Source organism: Pusillibacter faecalis (assembly GCF_018408705.1).
Taxonomy (GTDB): domain Bacteria; phylum Bacillota; class Clostridia; order Oscillospirales; family Oscillospiraceae; genus Oscillibacter; species Oscillibacter faecalis.
The window spans coordinates 717,457-740,412 of the sequence record NZ_AP023420.1; the positions used below are offsets into that span (position 1 = coordinate 717,457).

At 48.3% G+C, this 22,956-nt stretch carries 34 protein-coding genes and 1 tRNA gene; 1 reads left to right on the forward strand and 34 read right to left on the reverse strand.

All coding sequences use genetic code 11. The features are described from left to right. Window positions 1–3: 3 nt before the first annotated feature. The 14 genes from KJS55_RS03635 to KJS55_RS03695 form a co-directional block, all read right to left on the reverse strand. Window positions 4–378 carry a hypothetical protein gene (locus KJS55_RS03635; protein ID WP_187032338.1) on the reverse strand — a complete coding sequence of 125 codons (375 nt, stop codon included), beginning with the start codon at window positions 376–378 and terminating at the stop codon, window positions 4–6. Next, on the reverse strand, window positions 378–1,040 hold the full coding sequence (locus tag KJS55_RS03640; protein ID WP_213542672.1) for a hypothetical protein: 663 nt from the start codon (window positions 1,038–1,040) through the stop codon (window positions 378–380). The genes KJS55_RS03635 and KJS55_RS03640 overlap by 1 nt, the downstream gene beginning before the upstream one ends. Beyond that, window positions 1,041–1,184, reverse strand: coding sequence for a hypothetical protein (locus tag KJS55_RS03645; protein WP_187032342.1), 144 nt, complete (start codon window positions 1,182–1,184; stop codon window positions 1,041–1,043). 4 nt (window positions 1,185–1,188) lie between these two features. Next, window positions 1,189–1,866, reverse strand: a complete 678-nt coding sequence (locus KJS55_RS03650) for a phage upper tail fiber protein (protein ID WP_187032344.1) — start codon at window positions 1,864–1,866, stop codon at window positions 1,189–1,191. A 63-nt stretch (window positions 1,867–1,929) separates the two neighbouring features. Continuing rightward, on the reverse strand, window positions 1,930–2,697 hold the full coding sequence (locus KJS55_RS03655) for a hypothetical protein (RefSeq protein WP_187032346.1): 768 nt from the start codon (window positions 2,695–2,697) through the stop codon (window positions 1,930–1,932). Then, window positions 2,694–3,308, reverse strand: a complete 615-nt coding sequence (locus tag KJS55_RS03660; RefSeq protein ID WP_213542673.1) for a hypothetical protein — start codon at window positions 3,306–3,308, stop codon at window positions 2,694–2,696. Before KJS55_RS03660 ends, KJS55_RS03655 begins: the two co-directional genes overlap by 4 nt. Beyond that, window positions 3,298–3,447: a hypothetical protein gene (locus tag KJS55_RS03665; protein ID WP_187032350.1), complete on the reverse strand. Its 150-nt coding sequence runs from the start codon at window positions 3,445–3,447 to the stop codon at window positions 3,298–3,300. The genes KJS55_RS03660 and KJS55_RS03665 overlap by 11 nt, the downstream gene beginning before the upstream one ends. A gap of 1 nt (window position 3,448) precedes the next feature. Continuing rightward, window positions 3,449–4,774 carry a tail fiber domain-containing protein gene (locus KJS55_RS03670; RefSeq protein ID WP_213542674.1) on the reverse strand — a complete coding sequence of 442 codons (1,326 nt, stop codon included), beginning with the start codon at window positions 4,772–4,774 and terminating at the stop codon, window positions 3,449–3,451. A 29-nt stretch (window positions 4,775–4,803) separates the two neighbouring features. Next, a complete protein-coding gene (locus KJS55_RS03675; protein WP_213542675.1) occupies window positions 4,804–5,418 on the reverse strand; it encodes a hypothetical protein in 615 nt (204 codons plus the stop codon). A 3-nt stretch (window positions 5,419–5,421) separates the two neighbouring features. Then, on the reverse strand, window positions 5,422–5,787 hold the full coding sequence (locus KJS55_RS03680) for a DUF6711 family protein (RefSeq protein ID WP_213542676.1): 366 nt from the start codon (window positions 5,785–5,787) through the stop codon (window positions 5,422–5,424). Between the two features lie 12 nt (window positions 5,788–5,799). Then, window positions 5,800–9,648 (reverse strand): phage tail family protein, encoded by a 3,849-nt coding sequence (locus KJS55_RS03685; RefSeq protein WP_213542677.1) that lies wholly within the window; start codon window positions 9,646–9,648, stop codon window positions 5,800–5,802. A gap of 134 nt (window positions 9,649–9,782) precedes the next feature. Next, window positions 9,783–10,673: a GIY-YIG nuclease family protein gene (locus KJS55_RS03690; protein WP_213542678.1), complete on the reverse strand. Its 891-nt coding sequence runs from the start codon at window positions 10,671–10,673 to the stop codon at window positions 9,783–9,785. 5 nt (window positions 10,674–10,678) lie between these two features. Further along, entirely contained in the window at window positions 10,679–10,813 is a 135-nt protein-coding gene (locus KJS55_RS17470) for a hypothetical protein (protein ID WP_283093698.1), read from the reverse strand. Window positions 10,814–11,222: 409 nt separating this feature from the next. Beyond that, window positions 11,223–11,828, reverse strand: coding sequence for a hypothetical protein (locus KJS55_RS03695; protein WP_213542679.1), 606 nt, complete (start codon window positions 11,826–11,828; stop codon window positions 11,223–11,225). 147 nt (window positions 11,829–11,975) lie between these two features. Between KJS55_RS03695 and KJS55_RS03700 the strand changes: the two genes are divergently transcribed. After that, window positions 11,976–12,323, forward strand: a complete 348-nt coding sequence (locus KJS55_RS03700; RefSeq protein ID WP_213542680.1) for a hypothetical protein — start codon at window positions 11,976–11,978, stop codon at window positions 12,321–12,323. An 8-nt stretch (window positions 12,324–12,331) separates the two neighbouring features. On the opposite strand, the gene KJS55_RS03705 is transcribed toward KJS55_RS03700, so the two are convergent. The 20 genes from KJS55_RS03705 to KJS55_RS03795 all read right to left on the reverse strand — a co-directional run bounded on the left by KJS55_RS03705 (window position 12,332) and on the right by KJS55_RS03795 (window position 22,901). Then, the gene (locus tag KJS55_RS03705; RefSeq protein ID WP_213542681.1) at window positions 12,332–12,667 is read right to left on the reverse strand and encodes a hypothetical protein; all 336 of its coding nucleotides are present in this window, start codon (window positions 12,665–12,667) and stop codon (window positions 12,332–12,334) included. 98 nt (window positions 12,668–12,765) lie between these two features. Further along, complete coding sequence (locus KJS55_RS03710; protein ID WP_213542682.1) at window positions 12,766–13,137, reverse strand: DUF5055 domain-containing protein; 372 nt, start codon at window positions 13,135–13,137, stop codon at window positions 12,766–12,768. A 16-nt stretch (window positions 13,138–13,153) separates the two neighbouring features. Beyond that, complete coding sequence (locus KJS55_RS03715) at window positions 13,154–13,648, reverse strand: hypothetical protein (RefSeq protein ID WP_213542683.1); 495 nt, start codon at window positions 13,646–13,648, stop codon at window positions 13,154–13,156. A 67-nt stretch (window positions 13,649–13,715) separates the two neighbouring features. Then, window positions 13,716–13,982: a hypothetical protein gene (locus KJS55_RS03720; RefSeq protein ID WP_213542684.1), complete on the reverse strand. Its 267-nt coding sequence runs from the start codon at window positions 13,980–13,982 to the stop codon at window positions 13,716–13,718. Between the two features lie 611 nt (window positions 13,983–14,593). After that, the gene (locus KJS55_RS03725; RefSeq protein ID WP_213542685.1) at window positions 14,594–15,118 is read right to left on the reverse strand and encodes a hypothetical protein; all 525 of its coding nucleotides are present in this window, start codon (window positions 15,116–15,118) and stop codon (window positions 14,594–14,596) included. Continuing rightward, the gene (locus tag KJS55_RS03730; protein ID WP_213542686.1) at window positions 15,057–15,536 is read right to left on the reverse strand and encodes a hypothetical protein; all 480 of its coding nucleotides are present in this window, start codon (window positions 15,534–15,536) and stop codon (window positions 15,057–15,059) included. The genes KJS55_RS03725 and KJS55_RS03730 overlap by 62 nt, the downstream gene beginning before the upstream one ends. Then, window positions 15,533–15,859: a hypothetical protein gene (locus KJS55_RS03735; RefSeq protein ID WP_213542687.1), complete on the reverse strand. Its 327-nt coding sequence runs from the start codon at window positions 15,857–15,859 to the stop codon at window positions 15,533–15,535. The genes KJS55_RS03730 and KJS55_RS03735 overlap by 4 nt, the downstream gene beginning before the upstream one ends. After that, window positions 15,859–16,164, reverse strand: a complete 306-nt coding sequence (locus tag KJS55_RS03740) for a hypothetical protein (RefSeq protein ID WP_213542688.1) — start codon at window positions 16,162–16,164, stop codon at window positions 15,859–15,861. The genes KJS55_RS03735 and KJS55_RS03740 overlap by 1 nt, the downstream gene beginning before the upstream one ends. Before the next feature lie 195 nt (window positions 16,165–16,359). Then, window positions 16,360–16,671, reverse strand: a complete 312-nt coding sequence (locus KJS55_RS03745) for a hypothetical protein (protein ID WP_228300452.1) — start codon at window positions 16,669–16,671, stop codon at window positions 16,360–16,362. Between the two features lie 56 nt (window positions 16,672–16,727). Continuing rightward, complete coding sequence (locus tag KJS55_RS03750; protein WP_213542689.1) at window positions 16,728–17,798, reverse strand: major capsid protein; 1,071 nt, start codon at window positions 17,796–17,798, stop codon at window positions 16,728–16,730. Between the two features lie 13 nt (window positions 17,799–17,811). Beyond that, window positions 17,812–18,144: a hypothetical protein gene (locus KJS55_RS03755; RefSeq protein ID WP_213542690.1), complete on the reverse strand. Its 333-nt coding sequence runs from the start codon at window positions 18,142–18,144 to the stop codon at window positions 17,812–17,814. 19 nt (window positions 18,145–18,163) lie between these two features. Continuing rightward, a complete protein-coding gene (locus KJS55_RS03760; RefSeq protein ID WP_213542691.1) occupies window positions 18,164–18,733 on the reverse strand; it encodes a hypothetical protein in 570 nt (189 codons plus the stop codon). 119 nt (window positions 18,734–18,852) lie between these two features. After that, window positions 18,853–19,041: a hypothetical protein gene (locus KJS55_RS03765; RefSeq protein WP_213542692.1), complete on the reverse strand. Its 189-nt coding sequence runs from the start codon at window positions 19,039–19,041 to the stop codon at window positions 18,853–18,855. 46 nt (window positions 19,042–19,087) lie between these two features. Further along, on the reverse strand, window positions 19,088–19,273 hold the full coding sequence (locus tag KJS55_RS03770) for a hypothetical protein (protein ID WP_213542693.1): 186 nt from the start codon (window positions 19,271–19,273) through the stop codon (window positions 19,088–19,090). 11 nt (window positions 19,274–19,284) lie between these two features. Then, a complete protein-coding gene (locus KJS55_RS03775; protein WP_213542694.1) occupies window positions 19,285–19,890 on the reverse strand; it encodes a minor capsid protein in 606 nt (201 codons plus the stop codon). Window positions 19,891–20,067: 177 nt separating this feature from the next. Then, complete coding sequence (locus KJS55_RS03780) at window positions 20,068–21,534, reverse strand: phage portal protein (protein ID WP_213542695.1); 1,467 nt, start codon at window positions 21,532–21,534, stop codon at window positions 20,068–20,070. A gap of 121 nt (window positions 21,535–21,655) precedes the next feature. Then, the gene (locus tag KJS55_RS03785; protein WP_213542696.1) at window positions 21,656–21,823 is read right to left on the reverse strand and encodes a hypothetical protein; all 168 of its coding nucleotides are present in this window, start codon (window positions 21,821–21,823) and stop codon (window positions 21,656–21,658) included. Window positions 21,824–22,094: 271 nt separating this feature from the next. Further along, complete coding sequence (locus KJS55_RS03790) at window positions 22,095–22,394, reverse strand: hypothetical protein (RefSeq protein WP_213542697.1); 300 nt, start codon at window positions 22,392–22,394, stop codon at window positions 22,095–22,097. Window positions 22,395–22,554: 160 nt separating this feature from the next. After that, window positions 22,555–22,680: a hypothetical protein gene (locus KJS55_RS17475; protein ID WP_283093699.1), complete on the reverse strand. Its 126-nt coding sequence runs from the start codon at window positions 22,678–22,680 to the stop codon at window positions 22,555–22,557. Between the two features lie 142 nt (window positions 22,681–22,822). Next, window positions 22,823–22,901, reverse strand: a tRNA-OTHER gene (locus tag KJS55_RS03795). Window positions 22,902–22,956 lie beyond the last annotated feature (55 nt).

The window sequence follows — 22,956 nt, forward strand, 5'->3', positions numbered from 1 at the left end:
TGATCACTCCCTCATGCAGAGATATGGCTCCCCATCGGCGGTAATGTAGGCTGTGCTGCCAACAGGAATATAATAGTAGTTGTCGTTCCAGCTTCCGTCTTCCCCCTGTGCAAAGAGGGAAATTCGATAGTTCCCGTCTCCATGAACAAGGTAATCGTCATACACCTCGAAACTCCGCTGTGTGTTCGCCGGGGTGGTGGAGAAGGACGCGATTAGCGCCCCCTTCCCCACGCCGTACTCCTCCCCAGCCTTCGTAGCGCGACACTCAAACGCCTGATAGGGAATATCTGACTGAAACGCCACAATGATATAATCAAAGCCAGACACGGCGGAGACCTTTTCTCCGGAAATAGAGAATGTCAGCTTTGGGGCCGCCATTATGCCACACTCCAAATTCCTGCGGCAGTCTTGACGAAGACCTTGACAATCTTCACGCCGTCTCCGGTAGACGCGCTCTCCAAATCGGTTCCGTTAATCGTAACCTGGATATTAGTGGTGGCGGGATAATTGCCCTCGTTTCCGCTGGTGTTGATGGAGCCGCCAGTGGTGGGGATTAGGGTACCCGCATCCTGCTCGCTGGAATTGGCAGGAACCACGCAAACCTTGTACTCGTCAAACTCCACATCGGAAGTAAAGTTGATAACAGACTGATTGAATCCCGCAATCTTGGAAATCTTGCTCTTGTCCGGGCCGGTGACTGTGACCACGGGAACCGTAGTGTTGAGAGTGATATCATCCGTCACCTCGGCGCTCTCGTTGCCCACATCGTCACGGACCTTGATATGTACAGTTTTCAGGCCATCCCCAGAAGTCAGGTTGACGCTCTTGCTGGTGGCAAAGGTCTCCCAGCTGGCGGATGCTTCCTCCGCAACACCATCAATTCCCCAGATTTTCATCTGGTAGCCGGTGGTCTGCTCGTCGCTGACTCCAATGGTCAGCTTTACCGCTGTACTGGTCGCATACAGTGCCCCATCATTGATTTGCAGTGTCAGGCCAGACGGTGCGGTGGTATCAAGAGTTAGGTTAAAATAGCTTGCCATTTACTGACTCTCCTTTGTGTCAAGTTGGATATATACATAGGCCCCTGGCCTTTCATAAACATTCTCGCTGCCAGCCATGATGGTTTTAATCCCCATCTCTCCCAGCATCAAGGTCTCTATGGTCTCTGTTCCTGCATAAATCATTTTGCTACCCCCGAATCAGATAGAGCGTGGTGGGGCTCTTTGTGGGAAGCTCCTCATATTCCTGCCTGTCCATCACACGGATCACTGATATCTCCGGAGATGATACATTGCCGGAACCGGAGCCTCCCAAAACCCACTCCGCAGCGCCGTCCAGAACACCCAGAAACTTTCCTTCGTCCTCTGGGGTAATTTCCGGCACTCCATCTCCGGGCGGTCCCTGTGGCCCCTCCGGGCCGGGTTCTCCATCAAACTTTCCGGCATCCGCGTCATCCCGTACACTCTGCGCAATCTTTTCCGCCTGTTCGGCGGCTTCTAAAATCTGACTGTACACATCTGGCGTGGGAGGCTGCGCGTTGCTGCCCAGCGACACGCCCTCCCGGATTTCTCCCAGCTGCGCCCAGATGGTGGGGAGAACGACTGTGCCGCCCTTTGTTCCATATACGCCAACCGACAGGTTTCGTCCCGGATTCTCCAATACCTCCCACGGGATTTGGCACTCGTTGGAGTCGTCCAACACCACGGAAATTTGATCGTCGCCCGCGTGGAATACCGCCGTCCTGTTCAGGCCATCCCAATCTGAGTTGAAGGAAAATCGAACCGTGTAGACATTAACGGAACCACTGGTCACGCCCTCTTTTGCGCAGACTTCCAAATATATTTTGTTGGCTTGTAGATGGAACATGATGCACCTCTTTCGGACGCTGAATTAGGAATAAATTACTGGAATAACTCCGCACAAAGGCAATTAAAATATGTCGAATTCAATGTTATACACACTGTAGCCAGGTTTTGCGATAAAGGCTCCGTAGGAAATTCTATATCCAGAAACGTCCTTAGTAGTGTCTACCCAGTATGTATTATCAAAGCCTTCAATAACTTTAGGGCGAAACTGATTGTTGTTTGAGTCCATAATGTTAACAAAAATAACAGTACCAGGAACATAAACCGATATGACATCATTAACAACTTGATTATATCTTTGTATAAGTCCTGCGGGTGATACAAACTCAACAATATCCGTCGCGCTTCTAACACGAAGGGTGCCTGTGAAAAACTGTGATAATTGTCCTGTACCACTCACCTTTACCCCCGCCTCGCTGGTAAAGGTCTTTCCTGCGGCTACGTCTGCGGCGGTGGCGTTGCCAAAGTTGCTAATTGGACACATCATATTAAGTATCGAATCTTTTCGCATGATTCTGTCCATTTCAAATGTGTAGTCCAGCTGAAGATTGGTACTGTTTAGTGTTGGGGTCGTATCTATCACCGTATAACCGGAACCTGCGGTACTTTCTCTTAATGTCCCCGTCACAATCTCGCCATTCTGGTCAATCAGCTGCTTCCCCTGTGCCATATCTGCCGCCGTGCCGGGATTTGTCAATGTTGGAAGCTGCGTCCCCGTCTCAATCGCCGCGATTCTCGCCGGGAAATCATTGGCAGCAATAGGGTCAGAGCTGCCTTCTTTCGCTCTAATAGCGTCCGCAATCGCTTTCAGCTTGTCCCCCTGAGTGCTCAATAGCTCGCCTCCCAACTGTCCAGGATCGCCGCCTGAATAGAGGTATCTGTGTAGCTCTTCGCGGAGTCCAGAATCCCGTCCGCGTAAGTAAAAATATCCGTGTTCTTATTCTTCGTGTCGTATACGCTTTTCAGCATATCGCCGGAGCCAATGCCGTCCGCGCCATTGTACACAGTAAATGTTCCAATCGCTTCATCGTCCGAATCGTACATCGTGTAGGTGTCTGTGGTTCCCGCCGCTCCGGTACCGCTGGTGCGCGTAATGCTCTTTACAGACGTTCCCTGCGGGCCGACAGGACCCTCCGCCTGAATGGTGGTATCTTCATAGGCCCCGGTTCCGCTGTTCCATACCTGCCAGAAGCCCGTCTCCTCGTTCACCTGGGGCGGGTGGGCTGTTACCTGCGCCGCCGCTTCTGCAGTCTCTGCGGCCTCCTGCGCTTTTTCCGCCGCATCTACAGCCGCTTGTACATTGGCGTTAGCTGCTTCCTTGGCAAATGACGCAACCTGCGCGCCCGTCACTTTGGAAGCCACTCCCTGCTGCTCCGCAACAAAGAGGGAGTCATTGTCGATGCTCTCCACTGCCGGGAGTGTGCTGATATTCTTATCGGCCATCGGGTTCCTCCTTGAGATTTGCGGATGCTTTCCGCAGCTTGCTCTTGGCTGCTGCCATCACTTCTACCGCGTCTCCATTCACAGAAAGCGTTGAAAGAATGGCAATCGCATCATCAATCAATTTCTTTGTCTCTTCCATATCAGCCCTCCAAAGCTTTCAATCGTTGTTCCAACTGATGAATTTTCGCCGTCAGTACCGCGACAAACTCTCCATAAGAAAGGCCATACCGCCCCTCGTCATCTACGGACAAGGCCGCGAAATCATCCAGTGGCATCCCGATTTCATTTAAAACATCCTCCACATCCTGTGCGATAAAGCCCAGGTGGCGCTTGGCTTCTTTCCCTTTATAGAGAAAGCTCACTGGGTTCAGCCGGTCAAACAGGGAGATATACTTTTCGGCAACATCATACCGAATGTCATCCTTTGCGTTTCGGTCAGAAGTCACATTCAGCTCCACATCTGATGTAAAGCGGTTTGCGTACACATTGACGGCATTTCGGGTGTCCAGTGTAATATTGGTTGCCACAACGACCTCGCCATTATCGGTGGTCATACGAACGCCGCCGCTGGTAGCAACTACCTGATTTTCACTGACAGCTTCAATCATACCCATCCCATAGGTGCGGGAGCCGTTGTAATCGTAGCTGGTCACATACCCGATATAGCCGCCCAGGTCAGCCCTGGAACTAAGGCTCTCATAGACTGCCATTTCTCCGCCCAGCCGGATATATTCTGCGGAGACCTCGCCAGTCAAAATGTTGTCTCCGGAAATCATGGTGGAGCCGTCGGTCAGGCTGGACTCAAACACCACATCCCCAGTAAATCGAATGACCTGCGAGGCAACCGTAACGCCGCCCACAGAGAGATCAATATACGAGCGGTCCGTGCCGTTCTGCACTGTGAGTGTGATGTTGTTCACCTTTTGCGAGATTGTGGAAACCTGTCCATTCAACCCCTGCACGGTGGATGTAATGCTGTCCAACTGAACGGAAATGCTGGACGACAGACCTTCAATTTCGTTTTCTACTTCCAAACGGATTTCTTCCGCCGTTTTTGTGATCGTGGAACGGGTCTCTGCGATCTTGCGGTCAAAGGTCCTGGTAGTCTCGCCTTCCGTTTTATATTCGTGCCGCGTTTCTGTGCTTCCAGGCGCGGAAACGTCCATGACCTCCCCTGTGCTAAACCGGATATTCTGATAAGCCAGCTGACTATATAACCCGCCAACTGTTATGCCGTCTCCAAGTTCAGCAAGTGGTGTCAGCTTCGCCCCATCCGCATCCACGGGTTGATACTCGTAATCTTTCAGCGCAGCCAGAAGCGTGTTCGCCATTTCTTGTGTAGCATAAGGGCATGGTTCTTCAATTACAGTTCCGGTGTCGTCTCCTGCTTCGTAATAATTGTTGTCATCTAGCAGGAGGATGATCTTACTGATCGGCGGAGCTGGCTCATACTTTGTAAGAGACAAGGCTTTCGCCCCTATGTAATGCTTTCCATTCATACTAAGATTCTGTCACCTCCAAAGGTGATAGCGTCCCCGTCTTCCGTCACCAAATGGTTTGTTTCTGGAGGCATGCTTCCGACCAGCGGCACAAGGAGTAGTTTATCCTCGCGAGTGATCGTCCAGTTTCCGCCATGCGCAACGGCAATAAACTTCAAAACATCCCGCAGCGTATAGTCATTTGCCGGATAATCAATCGTATAGGCCGGATTCAACACAGTCCTGCTATCAACCTGGATGCCCATAAGGTCGGCAATTACACCAACGGAATCCGGCATCGGCATGGGGAACTCCAAAGACTGATCTGGAACCCATATTTTGTCCGCTTTCAGCATAGAGTCATAGGCAACCACTGTCATGATTCCGGTCGGCTTTATTGACCGTTCATCCAGGTAAAATACGCCAAGCTGCTCCCATTGGTTATTGACCAGTGCATAAGGAATCATCTTTGCCATTCTTGGGATAACCGACTTTTGCTTGAACACGATTTTTAACATCGCCATGCAAGCATTTCCAATCCCGAGTTCATCAAAAAGTGGCCGCTCTATGTTCCCGGATTGAATGTCAACATCGGTGTACTCTGTTTTGTCAATAACAACTTTATATCGCATAGCTCACTTCTCAATCAACGGAAATGTAATCCCGCTCCACCACTCTGTCCCGTCCGGATGTTTGATAAGGTAGGATGCCGGGTTATTGTTTGCATACATGGTTTTTGTAACCGTACTCCCCATTTGCGGGTCGTAATATGTAACCGAAATCCATTCCGGCATAATAGAGGAAAGTACAATACTTGCCTCAGCCGCTTTGAGGGGGCGGCAGGTCACATCCAGCCGAATCTTTGTTGCCATGCGGTTCCGCTCCAAAGTTCCGTCCAGCATGCGGCCTGCGCCTTCCCCGTCCACATCTGATCTTTGCCACTTCAACCCTCCATACGCGATATAAGGAACAATGTCGGTTCCGTCAATTTTCAGTACCATCCATTTGCCTCCTTATACGCGTTGGAGCGTCTTTCCGTACATCCGATTCTTCCGGTTTTGCTGCGTAGTTCCGTCTCCATCAACAAAAACGTCAACACCATTTTCCTCAATGGCGGAAATGATCTGCTGTGTAACCGCATAAAGCGTGTTTACCAGATTTATGTTGTCCTCTTGCTGGCTTTCCCTTCCGTTTTTCAGCATCACCGTGTTTGCGAGTTCTTGGTTGATGCTGCTCGTTTGTTTAACAGAGAATGTCGTCGGCATTTGGTTAAACGCACCCGATGTAAACAAATTTTCCATTTCGCGATTGATGCTGGACATTTCAGAAAGGATGGCATATTTGCTATCTTCCAGTCCAACCGCTACGCCAAGTCCAATGTTTAAGCCAACCTCGTCTCTGAAGAGTCTTGAAGGAGAATGAATCTTTGCAGCGTTCTTGGCACGATAGTTTGCAGTACTAATCATTTTTTCAGCCGCTTTTGCTACCTTAGACGTGCTGATTTCAATTCCTGACGCAACACCATCACCTAATGCAACGCCAATTCCAACGCCCTTTGTTGCAATATCAACAGAGTTTGCTCCAGACACCAACTCATTTGATACATCAACACCCAAATCTTTCATGGTGTTTTTCAGCGCAGGTGTATTTGCATCTATAGCGCTTTGAAATTCCGTAATCGAACTTCCACCATAGTCTCGCATGCGTTCTGGCAAGTCTCCAAAAGACTCATCTACAATCGCACTGTATGCCTGAATATCAATGCCAGCATCTTGGAGCAGAGTCTTTTGCGTATCGGCCCAATCATAGGTGCTGTCTTTAAGGTCTCCCTGGCCTGTTTGAAGATTGACGAGTTGACCCAAGAATGTGTCAATGGTCCCGTCTAGTTCATTAAGTGTTGTTTTCGCGTCGTTGTAGGCATCTCTGGAAGCATTTACGGCCTCTGTTTCTTTATCTATTGCCGCTTTAATCTCAGCTCGCTTTGTCAGATCAAGTAAAGGTGTATTGTAGAGTTCTCTATTTGCATCATCAAGTGCTTGCGTTGCTGCGGTATAATCTCGTGTCGCCCTCTCTGCATCGACTATGGCTTGGTACTGATCTTTATAGCTTTGAACCAAAATATCGCGCATAGCTTCCATTTTGGCTTCCTGCTCAAGAGACTCGATGAGTTTTTTTACTTCCGCTCTGGATGTATTTGCGATTTTCCCGGTCTCATCTAGCGAAAGATTTAACCCATCAATATTCATGGAGTTTAGGGTGTCCACCATGACAGCCATCTTTTGCAATTCATACGGGGTTGCATTTGCTTTTTCGTTAATATCGAAAATTGCATCCGCAAGTGCATTTGCTGTAAGGAAATCAACAGATATACTATCAAGGTTTTCAACACCAGATTTAAGGTTGTCCATCGCGGCGTCAGCTCTTCCAGAAGCATCGGCACACCTATCCAGGATGTTTTCCATAACCTTAAAATCTTCTGTTGCTTCGTAAGCGGCCTTTCCCGCTTCCTTGATTCCGACGATTTCAAGAATGACACCAACGCCAAGCCCGAGAACAGCACCGGCAGCGCTTCCAATGACCGGAATAACGGACCCAATTCCAGCCCCTGCCAGGGCAGAGCCAAGAATGGTCATAAGTCCTCCGCTAAGGCTCGCTGCACCAGAGCTAATTTGCGCTGTGATTCCTTCAATTACAAGAGACACACCTAGGCCAATAATCAGTCCGAATGCCGCGCCAGGACCACCAGCCACTATTGCGCCAATTCCAAAACCTGCTAATGCTCCGCCAATGGCTCCCATAATACCGTTTCCAATGCTCAGTCCATTTTGGGCAATCGAAATTATTGAAGAAATCAGGAGAGACAAACCTACACCGGCAACCAATCCACCGATTAGACCACTTGCAGGATTGAGGCTTTTCTTGAAAGACAAGTAACGCCCAAGGATGGCTCCAGCCAATGCTCCGCCTACTGCTGAAATAAGGCCATTTTTGATACTAACTCCTTCTGCGACCTGCGCAGTGATACCGGCAATTAACAAAAACAGACCGACTCCAATAACGGCTCCAGTAAGCATTCCTTGCGCCCAGGTAAGTCCAAGTTTTTTTGCCAGCATGAATCCAAGACCACCGCCAACAGCAGCACCGCCAGCAGCACCGGTCAGGATGTTTTCCCATGTCAATTTCCCGCTAATAATGATATCTTGGATGCTGTCAATCAAAAGCGAAACTCCGACTGCAATTAAACCTGCTCCCAAAATACCTTGCAGAAGTCTCAGGTCTGGTATCAGGGTCTTTGCAATTCTCCAGGCTTCTAAACCGGCACCAATCGGAATGATATAATTTTCCAGCAGGTCTTTCATTCTGGTTTTCAGGTCATCTGTCTGTTCTTTTAAGCCTGCAAGGAAGTCATACTCCGGAAGTTCCAGCCCAAGATCACCGTTTCCAATTCCACCGGCACCGCCTGCTCCTCCTGTTTTGGTTGGTTCTAAAATGGTCAGTTCGTCGATTCCAAGAAGGGCCTTCTTCATCTCTTTTGCCGCACCGGTGGCTCCGGAAATAGCATCCTCCACATCGTTTGCACCTGACGCGATTCCGTCCATCCCAGAGTAGTCAATGGTTGGCAACTCAAAGCCGAAGAAAACTGCTAGTGCCTGAATAGCATCTGTGATAACCTCTACAAATGCTTGTACCCACGGGATAATTTTCTGGAGCAGCGGAATCAGAAGATTGCCAAGCGCACGAGATAGCTGAGTGATCTGCTGATTCAAGATGCGCAAAGCATTTGAAGGCGTCATGGAAGTACGAGCAAGGTCCTGCATAGCGTTCCCGCTCTGCTCCATGATCGCAATATAGCGGAGCTGAGACTTTTGGGCCTGGTTCATGGTATTAACGCTTTGCTGAATCCCGTGTTCATACGCAACCTGTTGAAGTGTCGCAACATCGATTGCATATCCCAAACGCCGAAGCGGTTCAATCTCTCCGGCTATACCAGATTGCAGCTTTTCCATAGCCTCTTCAATAGAGATGTTATAGAAAGAAGAAATATCATACCCAAGTTGTGTCAGGTTTTGTGACATGAGGTTTGCCTTTTCCTCCATCACGCCAAACCCACTTGTAATTTGCTTAAATACGCCCTGATTTCTAATCCACTCAGAGGGGTCAATGCCAACGGCATCTCTTACTGTTTCAGCGTACTCAAGGGCACTTTCAGCTGCGTCACCCATCGCTACCGTAAATAGATTCAAGTTTTCAACATAATCGTTGCTCTCTTTGACCCAACTGGACGCTATCTTTGCGATCTGTTGAAAAACTACTGAATAAATTCCGAACTTCGCCTGTACGCTGCTGATTCCGCTGCCAAGCACGCCAAAACTCTTTGCCGTTTTATTATTAGACGCAGCCAGTCCCGCATTACTTTGGATGATCTTCTGAATCCTTATCGGGAAAGCTGAAAAACCATTAGATACTTTCTGCATCTCTGTGGCAAGCGGTCGAACAGCAGAGGCAACTTGATTCATTTGGGTTGCAAACTCTCCAAGGTCCGCTTCTTTTAGAGAAGCGCTGACTTCCGGCAGCTTTTTGAGAGCATTGATAGTTGAATTTAATCCGCTAGATTTCTGAATAGAGGATAAACTATTTAGTGCTGGTGCTAGTTCTTTTAACTTGCCAATTCCTGTGTTGTTCAAACTGGCTGCGGCAGACGCAAGCACTTGAAGCTGCTTTGATACGGTCGTTAGTCCGGCTCCGCCTTTAGACGCTGCTTTCAAGTTGGTCAGAGCATCCGCCAAATCTTGCACTCGTTTCGCAGCTTCGCTTGATGTTGCCTCAATTTCAATTTGCAGGCTGTCGATATTAACGGCCATGTTGCCACCACCTTTCAATGTTTGGCACTCGGCACTGTGGCACTTGGCACTCAAAAAAATATCCCATCCGCTTCATATTGGAACGGATGGGAATTCGATTCTTATTATTTTCTTATCTATTTTCTATTTGTATGTTATGCCGGAAGCCATCTAAACCCATGACTGATGTGTGATTTTGACGACAACGCTCTATGTATTTTTTTGTAGCTCCCCTTTGGTAGCCCATTTTGTCTTTCTGCCTCTGCGCAGCTTTCAAATGATGCAATAAAATTATTGTCTAACGAATACTGTCTTACATGAATCCTTGATATTGGTTTTGCTTTTATCCCAATATAAGAGCATAAATCCTTTTCATAGCACCATACATATCCATCTGAAGTTTTATATCTTCCTAAAATACACGCAACAATTCCGCTATGTCTATGCCCATCTTTTTCTGCATCAACAATACCGTCATATCTTTTAATAAGATGTCCATCTTTATTTAGTTTACAAATCGGAACTTTCCTGTGGTTATCAAATTTATATGGTTCTATTTTCACTTCTGGGGTATCATCAAAATATCGAAACATCATCCCTTTACATGATCTATGGTTGTCGTTACAAACAACACTAATCGAAGTTGTTTCAAATATATTGTAGTATTTTGCACAATCTGAAACTGTATCAAATGCCATTAAAAAATGCCCAGAGAGAGAATATGATGCAACTTTTCTTACATTCCAGCAACTTCCACCATCTCCACCTGGAGTCATGTTGTAACCGTTGGCCCCATCCCATCTGAAATAAGACCTGTATTTTTTTATCCAAAATTTTTCTCTATCACTTGCTTCTTCTACGGTATTTATATCAGCTTCAATAATCTCCCATAGAAATGAATCTTCTCCATATTTATGTAATGCTCTAGAAAATAAATGATTAGTTTTGTGTGCTAAGTGTTCTTTTTTCCTACGTTCAAAATCTTTCGTTTTCCCAATATAAACTTTGTTGTTTATCTTATTTGTTACCTTGTAAATGCAGTACACCGCTACTAATCTTCTCCTTTCACCATAATGACTATTTGTTCCGGTTTTACGCCAAGATAAGTAGCGACTATCGTCTTTACCCAATGCTCATTGTTTGCCAACTGTGACAGCAGTTCTTTGATTGTGCTTTTCTCGTTCATGGAAACCTCCTGTTGATTAAAGGTTCCCTCTGTGATAGAATAGATTTATCCAGTGGGAAACCTCTGGTGATTGAAGTAGTCCGAAACTTTCCACGGTGGCGGGCTACTTCTATTTTTTGTCTAAATCCGCTTTGAGCAAATCAATTCCTGCCATTATTGCATCTGTTCGAGTTGAGTTCATTTTGTCAGCACATTCTTGAATTTTTTGTGCCTCTTGTTCTGAAACTCGAATTGTGATTTTCCCAGTTCTTGATTGCTCACCTTTCGGCGGTCGACCTGTCCTCGGGGACATTCAAATCACCTCACTTTTGGTCGTGCTTATATAATATATTATGCACTACCGAAAGTCAAGAGGTTTTCCAAAAAAATTTACCCTCCGTTCCGAGTGGAGCGGAGGGTGTTTATGTTATTACATTTCTACATATTTAATAAGTTCTCGAAATCTAATGCTATTATCTTTTACTGTTTCTACAGTTTTGTGCCCATCAGCATATTTTATGAGAAACTTTGTCATTCCTGATTTTTTTGCTGTCGATGCACCAACTATCGAACCAACCCCGCCTGCCAAGATATCCCCGACGATAGCGCGGCTGGCCGCACTGCCCGTTTTACTTTTGGAATCATTCCCGATAATAAACACTTTTTCTATTTTCATAGAAAGTTGCTCGTTTTCTTTTCTTTTTCTCCTGCCTTCTTCTAATTGTTCTTTTCTCCGCATATACTTTTCTTTTCGTTCAGGGGTTGATAAGTAATAGCATTTATTGAGATAAATAGAATACCATACACAAGGAATATACAGAACCACAAAAACAACCAAAGATAAAATATAGTCCACATAAACATATGGATTCACAAACAAGTACATGCTAGCCAACAATATTATCAGATAAAATGAGAAAACCGCAAAGAACCATTTCGAATTAAATTTCGCAAAAACTTTCCAAATAAATAAAAATATACAAACAATTGTACCTAAAGCACCAGACAATAAGCACCCAAAAAGTACTGTTCCCATCGCTTCATCCCTCCTTCCCCAAATATTACCACAATCCAGGGGAGGAGGCAATCAAAATCTCATCCGTTCCAATATGAAGTTTTCAAGGTTCAATTTCTTGACAGCTATCCGGTCATCCCGTATAATAGCTACCAAGAGGTGAGCGGGATGTTAGATGAACAGGACATTGAAATGCTTGCAAGATTGATGTCTCAGCAAAAGGAAGATATTATCAGCGAGGTCGGCGTTGTCGTGGATTCTAAAATCAAAGACTCCGAACAACGCATGATAACCACCATGGATTCTAAGGTTAGAGAATCCGAACGGCGCATGATGGTCATGATGGAATCTTACTTTGACCCCAAATTCCAAGCTCTTTCAGAACGCCTTGACGATATTGAAAAGAAGTTGATCCCGCAAGAAGCTATGGACATTATGGAAGATCGCGTGGATGATCTTGAAAAGACGGTGGCTATACATACCCGGCAAATTGAAGAATTGAAAAAAGCTCAGTAATGAATGCCTCAGACGGTGCCTGTTTCGGGTGCCGTCTTATTATTTCCGGACTTGGATGCTTGAAAGTGCTTCTTTGTTGCTCGCGCCCAGTTCCTGAAAAATAGTTGTGCTTTTAATCTTTCATTCTCGGCCTCTTGATCTTTCTCGGCTTGCGGCTTTGATTCATTTCCTATGTCGTATGGCCTTGTCCGATACGGAATTGGCTTTGTCCCCTTTTTCGCAAATGCTTGCAGCACAGGAGACACATCGCACAACGCTTCATAAATGTACATCCCAAGCAGATGTGCCTTTGAATTTTCGCGCTGCATCCAGAGTTTATTTGCCTTGCGGGCCGCCTCTACCATCCATACATCTCCATACCAATACTGTTCCCAGGTCATGCCAATGGACAGATAGTAGGGGCAATCCGCTTCAAAAAGTTCTGTGTACGACTGTGGGCCTTTTATAGCTCCACAGTCACCTCCGCGTTTTTTGCGGAGTCCTCGTCAGTAGAGATCAAGTGAGTAAGCGCAGCCTGATTATAAAGCTGCATCAACCGCTCCAGAAATGCGCTCGTCATGCCGCCCATACCATCCAGCAGGGCATCAGTCTGAGACCGAGCTACATTCTTGTGATTTTTTCGGAAAGCATAGTAGAACAGCTCCGGGATTCTAGTCACCGGGAACACTGTCAGCTCGTCTACCTTAAAGCCACGATTCTCAGCAAACTTAACACTCTCTCTGTTAAAATCAAGCTCATACGCCGTCCCAGTCTTATTGTCGATGACACGAACAGGCTGCACCCGGTCCTGAATATTGATGATGTTGTCGCTCATATGTTATAGCCTCCTATTAAACATCAAGACTCATGCTTTCCAGATCAGTAGGCTTGGCTGCCCACTGGGGAGCTCCGGTCGGGGTGATATAAAGAGTCGTCTCCAGAACAGCGGAGACCTCCATGGCCGGCATGCCCATCGGAGAGGGCTGCCCGGTAAAATATAGCGCCTTTGTTAGGCCGGGAATTACGATGCAAAACCAGGTAGCTTTATTGTCCGCTGCTGCTGTGTCGTAAGCATCCACAACACCCTCCCACTCAGTCATAGAAACTTCGGTCAGATTTGCGGTAAAGGAAAGCGCACCGCCGATGTCCTTCAAACCGGGGATATAGGTTTTCCACTCCGTCTCTTCCAGCGTGGTGGTCTCTAAGTTGTCGGGTTCCGGGTTCAGCTCCGGAATGCTCTTGATCTCGGAAATCTTTTCATATCCTGTTGTAGGGCGCGTTCCTGCCGCAGTCTCTGCAGCGTACCACAGAGTAACGCCCGCTGTGCTAAGTTGGATTCCTGCCATAAAATAGTACCTCCTAAAAGTTTTTAGGGAGGCACTTGGCACGAGGCACTTGGCACTGTCAGCCCTTTTAATTTGTGTAGATTCTAAAATCCTTGTCCGCTACGCCCTCATACCGGGCAACAATGCGGTAAATAGTGGCATCCTGCAAATTGGACACCGGATTACACATGGTACGAGTGAATCCCATCTTGGAAAACTCATTGTCTATGGTCTCCATGATGTCTTTCGCCTCGGATTTCTTATAGCCGACACTGTTGGTATAAACATTCACTTCGTACATCAGCGACACAGCGTTTTCCAAATTCGGCGCGATTGTCCTCATTTTTTGAAGCACGCTGTTGTCGCTCTCAATGATGGTGACGGTAGGGAAGCGGGCGGGTATATCTGCATACTCTCCGCTTACGAAAATTCCTGGGAAAGCATCTCTCAGTGTAGAAGCCACTGTTGAGAAAATGAGAGACTCAGCGTCTATGATATCGACCGCCTCCTCAAATCCCCTTCATAGAAAATGGTTTCGACATCTCGATACCCAAACACGTGGTATCTTTTCCATGCTCTTTTGAACGGGAAATTAAATATTCTGCACCACTCAGACAAACATTTTTCTTCCCCATTTATTTTGATTCTGATGTTTGTCGTTTTGTTTTGCGCTTGTAACGCATACGGAATAATAGTGCAGTTTTCAGGAGAATATCCCTTATTTACATCGATGCGTTCAATAGTCAATCCGGGTCTCCACCCGTTTTTTACTGCCCATCCGATAAACACCTGGGAGTCCATCCATTCTTCGCACAAGGTTATTCCTCGTTCTCCGTAAGAATAGAACCGTTGCGACTTTGGGTTTGAACACCTGTTCTTCATGTTCCACCAAGAGTTATAAATTTTCTTGTAATCTGTTTCGCTTAATCCAAACGGGTTCTTTCTCCACTGCACAAAATCCCAACCTTATCTCAAAACCGCTTTGGCAACTGTCAAGAGACTGTCTCTCATGGCCCTGTCCGCATTATAGAATGGCATATGCGGCTTATTGCCGTAGGAGTGTCCCCACCCCTGACCATTTTTGTCTCTTCTTATAACAAGCCTTGGATCATCTGTCGGGAACCACCAGCCATTAGGATCATCCCAATGCCCGTTCCCCGGATATGTTCCTGGGCCAAACCCAAAGTCATCATCCCATGGATGCCCACCACCATAGCGTACGCCAGCGCCAAACTCAAAGAACAATATTGCTTGCGATTCGGCGTATAGGACATACCGCCCTTCGCCTTTTTTCTCCAGTGTCAAGCTTTCAATCGTCTCACCAGAAAACACATGCCCCTGCATGACGCTGTAGGCGACAGAGTAGCCAATCTCGCTAAGCTGCTTTGCGATTTCCTCGCCAGCCCCCTCAACCTTCTTCTGGTACGCCTTAACTTCCTTCAACGCTTGGTTGATCGAGTCCATGTTCAGCTTCAGTTTGATTTTTGGCACTTCGCACCGCCGCCTCAATTTCTGCCTTTCTAGCAAACAGTTTTTGTTCCGCTTCGTACTCGGAGACCTTGACTCGTTTAATAGCATACTGGACGCTGTTCTTCCATGGAGCTTTCCGCTTCACAATGTAGTTATATGGGCCGCTGGTGTCAGCACCGTCTACCCACAAAACGGAATCTTCGTCAATTTGGCAGGTCGTGTCTGCAGTGGTTGCCGTCCGGTCATAATCTTCCAGAGAGCCAAACTGTTCCACTTCAGAGTTTCCTTTGTTAGGGGAGACACAGAGCATAGCGGATTTCAATGAGCTGTAAATAGGGATATAACTTCCGGTTGGATTCCCATATTCATCAATGATTTCCTCTTGTCCCTCATAGAGCTTGTAGAACACAGGCTGCTGGTTACGGAGGAGACTCCTCACAGGGCATCCACCTCCCGAAAGGCAGCCAGCAACTTCGGGAACTGCTTGGCAAACCAGTCCACCATTTCTTCTTCCTGCGCCCATGCGGAGTTTTCCGCAAGGCCGCTTTCGTAGAGAAATGCGTGAATAATCTCATGCCGAAAGTTCTTTTTCTCTTGTAGCTCAAGGACTTTCTTACTTCCCGGCTCACCACGCTTATACTGCTTCACCACCAGCGTTTTGATGGTTTCATCGCAGTAGCCGTCACATTCTTTCAGCCCTTCATCCTCTTCCTCTAGGATGAAATTCAGGGTGTAGTTTTCTCCAAGCACATTGACTGTCATCACGTCACCCTCCCGGCCAGCGGCGTCACTTCCTGCAAGAGCGATTCGGAAATCCAAGAGGACTCATATCCACGGTTTACGCCATTTTCGTTGTGGGAAATTTCTCCTTCTGCGCCGATTTTCGCGTAGATGTCCATCGCACACCTGAACTGCAAATCCAGATATCTACGCTCTAACTCATAGGGCCATTCTTGAAATGGATAGCGTCTTGCCATAATTGCCGCCTTCGCGCTTTCAAGGCAATCCCGTAAAATGGCCTCGTCTGGCTCATTCGTTCTGAGCTTCAGCCTCGCCAGATTGTCCATTGTCCGCCCTCCTCGGTCTTCCTGGCTTTTTCGGTACGGCGGGAGGTGGCGTCGGTTCATCCAACACCGTCCCGTGCCGTTTCATCATATCCGCGTCTTCGGCTTTGATAGAGAATGGATTTCCAGCTTCATAAAATCGTCCTCCATAGCACACGCGGTAATTTGGAATAAACTTCATGCTGCCTCCCGCTTTTCTTAACCTTCAAATGTAGCTCCAGAGAAGTTAAACGTCACAACGCTCTGGTTGTCTACCAAGACTTCAAAAGTATCGTTCTTGGTTACCCGGAAAATAATGTCCGGGTCAAATTCAATGTTCTGCTTGGTAGGAGAGCCGTTTTTCTTGAAGGTCATTTTGCTCCCAGTTTTAGTCAGGTGGAAGGAAAAGTAATAGCCTTCCTGTTCGTCCAGCTCGGAACTGAACTCGGTATATCCTGTCACATGATGAAATGTACCAGTAACGGAACCATCCGCCTTGACCATCAAATCATTGCCTACCAGTTCGGACACTTGTTTCCCCAATAGGGTCTGACTCGCGGGGAAAAGCGTTAAGGTGTCAGACCCGATTATTCCCCCAGGACGTTGAGCACAGCCACCTCGTCCATGCGCTCGAAGGAGGGCAGGACGATTTCAGACGCAAAGGTGTTGATGTTCACGGGATGCTCCTGAAGAATACGGGTAATCGCAACACCTGTATTCACGATGGAAACCTCTGCGCTGGAAGCTCCGCGCAGATCAGCCTCCTCGGGCGTAGTGCCATACCATGTGCCACCGAGCGCACCGTCAGGAATCAGACACACATAGCCATTGGGCACAAACGGATGTGCAACTTTACTCTCATCCCGATACTGCTTGTCGTAAATGGCAATACGCAGGCCGGAAGTAGACTCCACAACCGCCTTTACCTCAGAGTCAGTTAGATATCCCAGTGTAAGACCATTTGTACTCATATACCGCTTCATAATGGCGTCAGTTTTAGCCATCAGATTAAAGGTATAGGAGTTCATAATGGCAACCGTCAGTTCAGTGCCAGTCTTAGAACGGATAGCGTCTTTGACCGTCTTGAACGCTGCAAAGGGATCAGCCGTAGAGGGCTTGTCCCAAGTGGCTGTATCAGTCAGTGCGGTGTAGTTAGAGGTCTTCCAGGAACCGTCCGTATCATAATTGTAGGTGTAGTTCATCCCGTTTGCTTTAATCGCAATGCCCACATTGCCGCTCTCAGGGAAAAGCAGTTGCATGATCATCCGCTCAGGAACAACATTCGCACCGTCGATCAGATCACGGGTGTCATCGAACACGCGGGCGATTACCTCGGCGGCATAGGGGTCGCTGGACTCCTGCACGCGAAGCATCTCCTGCCGGTCCTTCTCCTTGATTTTGTAACCCTCCCGGAAAAACGGCATTTCGGTTTCCAACTTTTCAAACCCAATGCGGTCCCGGAAGGTTGCCTTTGCATCAAAAGCGGAGGGCATCAGGGACACAGGCAGACCACGGGAACCTTTTAGCCAGGATAAGTCGAGACCGGCCTTCTTGCGGGCAGGGAACAGGGTAGCACCCAGGTAAGGAATCTGATTGGAGGCAACTTCAGTCCAGTTGGCCGCAATCGCAGCAGGGGTAAAAACTTCTCTCAAATCCATTATGTACGCCTCCTTACTCGTTCACGCCAATGTTGTCACGCAGGATAATTCCTGGCACAGCAAAAGTATCGTCCAGCGTAATGCTTGCGTGAGACTCAACCTTCTTTTTGTCCACCACCCCTTGCACCAACAAAGCGCCATTGGGGTTCTTGGTCGGGTCCACATCATACAGCAGCATACCAACAGCGGTAGCATAAGAGGTGGTCGCTACTTTTTTGCCCGCAGCGGTCATGGGCATACCGGCAGGGACAGCAGCGGCTTCCGTGACACAAATGGGGATCGCCACAAAATCGTCAGCGGCCAGAATTTCAACGGTGCCACCAACAGAAGTCTTGGTAAACTTCATCTGTTTTTCTCCTTTTCAATCAAAAGTAGTGTTTCAACCCTTCGTTTGCATTTTTGAGGGCGTCGGCTCGCTGTTTGCCCAGCTTCTTGGCAAACTCCACGGCCTCGTCTTTCTCCTCGTTCCCACCACCAGCACCAGCAGGCTTTGGGTCTTGCTTTACCAGATCAGCCCGCAGCTTCTTCTCATATGCGGCGTTGGCCTTCTGCTGGTTGGCAAAGACCCGCTCCATATCGCCGTCAAACAACGCCTCTGCTGTCTCACGGGCCAACTTCTCGTCATAACCCGGCATGGCAATATAACGGGCGGTATGCTCGGCGATTGTGGACTTGCGCAGCAGTTCAGTGTACTTTTCCTCCAGCGCCTTGCGATCCGCGTCAGCCTGCGCCTTTGCAGCCTCGTCATCGGTCATCTTGGATTTGAGCTGCTTGGACAGGTTGGCCGCCTCGGTAGCCTTGGCATCGAAAACTTCTTTCTTCACATAGCCGTTCAAGTCTACTGGGTCAGGCACATCAAGCCCCAGCAGGGCAGTAACCTTGTCGGCATCGCTCATTTCAGCGAAACCCTGGATGCTGTCAGTGGAAATCTTCATGTAAATTCTCCTTTTGGGTTTTGTAAGTGTTCTCTCACTATGTTCTTGGGTTATTAAGCGTTCTCTCGCTGTTGGGAGATTTATACCGCCCCTTCTCTGGGGCCATATTCAAACGGAGTTTATTCCTTCACGATTTCAAAATCAGATGGAAGAACACCGCGAATTTCAATAATTTCTCCTGTCTCTTGCACAAATTTTAGGTCATAGGAAGAAACTACCGTCCATGGTTCTTGACAAAGGTAGTATTCTTTTGTGTTCGCCTCCAACAAAAGGATTTCCCCTTCAAAGTTTCTGCACTTAATTTTCACGGCTTCCTCCTATTTCTCTGTGGACATATTCAAACGGCTGGGCCGCTTAAACTTCACTTTCGCAAGTAGTCTTGCAATACGGCTCCCATACAGACGGAATACACGGCGTAGTCTGATAGGAATAGCGAACGGGACTATCGTCCGTTTCCTCCGTTTCGGTCACGGTTCGTTTGACCAACTTCCCGTTATCGTCGTATTCCTCAATGGTTTCCACGGTTTTTGTCTTTACCATGTAACTTCCTCCTATCTCACAGGTTCAAAGACACACCTACATCGCCTATGTGGCTTCGTTGGTATCGAATTGATGGAATAAATCTTCCCATTCCGCTCACGGCAAGTTGCGCACACCTTTTCGTCACCGGCAGTCACCCAGCGCACCTTTTTCACACCGGCGTCACGGTATGCTTTCAAGGTAGATTCATCGGTCACGATGTCCCCATAGGTCGCTGTCAGGTCAGCCCAATAATGCAACCCCCGTCGAAACTCCGTTACCTTGGCCGTGCTGGAATTGATGCCCTCAGCGGTGTACTGCCTCTTGCGGTCAACATCGTTGTCATAAATGACCTTCGTCACAGCGTTGTACGCCGCCAGCAGCGCCAGCAGCCATGCTAAATCAGGCGGTTCCTCTCCGTGCGGTTCGGCCTCCTGATACCGCTCCTGCGCCAGTTCAAGAAAGACATCTTGGTTGTCCTTACGCAACTGGTCATACATCGTCTGGGTGACTTCTAGCACATTGAGTTCATCAAATCCCATCTGCGCCGCTTTGTCTTTGGCGTCCTCAAACCGCTTGACCGCCCTCCCGTTCAAAAGGTCGATGGCTTTGTCGGTGATGTCATAGTAGCCGCTCATTGCGTTTCCCTTCTTGACGAAACAGGAATACATAGATACAAAATGCTTCCAACAATGTGCCCAGATAAGGTCATATTGACTCTTGCCAGCCTAATCAGTTTTAACCTCACAAAAAACCAATATATACGGCCCAATATTGGTTTTTCATACTCGATTTCAACCGGGACTTTCAAAATCTCAATCGTCCGAGTTTTCGCCATTTGTTCCACCCACACTCTCGCTGTGCCCAACCGCCAGTTCATCCCGCAGGCTCCGCTCCATCTTGCGTTGCTGTTCCTCGTACCAATCCATACTCATACGGTACGCAGACTCGGGGTCGCTGAATAGCCCGCTGTACTGGAACGCCAGCTTCGGATGAATCTTGCTGTTATTCAGCATTTCCGCCAGCACTTGCGTCTTGGACTGGATGTTGGATAGGTTCTTCCGGGTGAACTCCGGCTTAATGTCGGATAGCTGCAAGCCCAAATCTCCAGTTTCCCGGCAGATATACAGCACCAATCGCAGGAATTCCCGCTCTGACCGTTCCCATGTCTTTTCCGTGTCCTTGGCCCGACTCTCGGCAGCAGACCAGCCGTCCCGGTAAATGACTGCCTGCCCGGTGTCGCTGGTAGAAGAGCCTCCATTCCGGTTCGGCATACCGCAGATGGTCAGGTAAGCGTCCTCTAGGTCGTCCACAATGGTCTGTGTGTTGGTCTGGTTCAGCTCAGAGGCAATGCGGTAGACCTTGGCTTCCATGCCGGGCTGAACGCTCTTTATTGTGATTGCCATACCGCCCTTTGCCAGTTCCTTGTACTGCCCATCCTCTAACTCGCAGTTTTGGAACACATCAAAGGCGTTGACAAAATCCTGAATACTGTCCAACCTATTGGACTCAATCATATTGATAGCGTTCAGAATGGGAATAACAGGCTCAAACGCACCCATGCGGGCATCGTTGTTCACATACTCAACAATCGGAATATATGGAATTGTGCGGGCTTCCTGCTTTGTGATCTGGCCGTTCTGCACCTCGAAATACCATTCGTGAGTGTACACACAGAAGTAGGGCTGTCCCTCCTCGTCCACCTGTTCCAGCACCCCGGCGACCTTTTTCTGCCCCACACCACTATGATAGATGCAGAACGCCGCTCTTGGGTCAAGGGTATATATGGATGCCGGGGACCCGTCTTCCTCTCCGGCTTCGTCAGTGAGGACCATGCGGGCCGCAACACCGCAGATGTGCATCCAATCTGCCAGCTCTTTGTCGAGAGTGTCTTTGCTTTCGGCCCGCATATATTCATTCAATGTATTCACATTAGAAGAAATATCCTCTTCTCCACCGTTGGACACATAGCGGATTGGGCCATCCAGGAGGTAAGCAGACTTGAAGACCACGATTTCGTTCGCCCGGTTAATCATCACTTTGTTGTTGATCTCCGGGCGGACGATTTTATCTTTCAGTCGAATATCCTGTTTGCCTCTGTAATAGTCATACAAATAGGACATTTCCGCCCTGTTGATGCGATGCACGGCCAGTGCCTTGCCAAGCACCTCCACCACGTTTTCCGGGGTGACTCTCTTTTTCGCGGTGTAGATTTTACGCCGACCCGTCAAACCATTGACCGGCCACTCAGATATAGCCCGAACAGTATCGTTTTCCGTCACCTTGTCACCTCCAGACAAACAAAAAAGTGCCAAGAACAGACCCGTATAAGGTCTACTCTCGGCACTCGGCACGCTTCGTCCAGGCGTCGCCCGGAGGCACTTGGCACTAAACTATATATTTTCAGGCGCTTATATCGCCCTTCAACTCAATCTTGATGTTTTTCTTGCAAGCCTTGCAATATGGGTAAACTATGCCCGTTGTTTTGCTATCCACTTGCATCAAAAGCCGCCCTTTTCCATGATTGATACCAGCAGCGGCACAAACAGGACAGTAAATATCCATTTTCATTCAGTGGGCGACTCCTTTCACGATCTTTCCCCGCCCCCGTCTCGTGCAACTGCGGGGCGGCATATTTGAGCGGGTGAGGATTTGCACCTCACATGGCCGACATTCCTACAAGCGCCCTCCGGTTTTATGAGCCACTACGGCACCCCGGCAACTATTCGGCCTTATGATATAATCGTCTACTATTGCTGGCAATCGCACCAGCTTTACCACAATTAGTGTCTATTCCGCCACCGCTCAATAGTATGTAATCCGCTATGCGGTATCACACCGTCTATGCCTCAATGGTATGGATTCCATACTCTTTGGCGCAAAGATTCTTGATCTTGCAACCCCTTGCTTTGTTCCATCCAGGAGCGAAATAGGCTGCATCAGCAGTAGCCAGCAGTTTCAGGCTTTCGCCCAAATACCACAGCGGTTTTGCATCCGCCGGTGCGTTTTGGAAAAAGCTGTCGATTACCTCGATTTCATCATTGACAGAATCCTTCGCCGCCTGAATAGCGTTGCTCCGCTCGGCCAGAATTTCATCATCGGTCTTGCCTTTCATGGGCTGAGAAATAAACAGTTTTTTCATGATTCATATTTTCCCTTTGTTGTTATCTGGTGCCACCGCCCGCCTCCTGCGGCGAGGGGAGGCATATATGCGCTTCCCGCTTAATTGTCACACGCCGCATATCGGCCCCGATTGCGGAACTCTGGCGCAGTTTTCAGCGGGACAGCGCTTTGTGGTCCAGCTATCTAGAATACAGCGTCACAATGCCACTGAGCCGGTCCACTGGGGCGGATTCCGTCTCTACACGCTCCGCCGGGCGCAGCCGCTTTCTCCGTGTCGGCACACCGTGGCAGGTCATAGCTGCCACCGCTTCCGCCTCCATGACAGGCGGGCGTCATGTCCCTTCTCCGGGGCCATCAGACGCTATAGGCTCCCGGTATAGTGTCTTTCCACAGTCAGCTCCGTGGCCTTTGGAGCGGCTTATCTAGTTCCCCCAAAGGGTATAAATTTGCCCTTGACCGGACTCGAACCGGCGACGCTTCAATCACCCATATTCCTGGGCCGCTCTACCTACTGAGCTACAAGGGCATAGAGTTCCACACAGCAGGGGCAGTGGTTTTCGCCACCACCCCATATGTTGTGT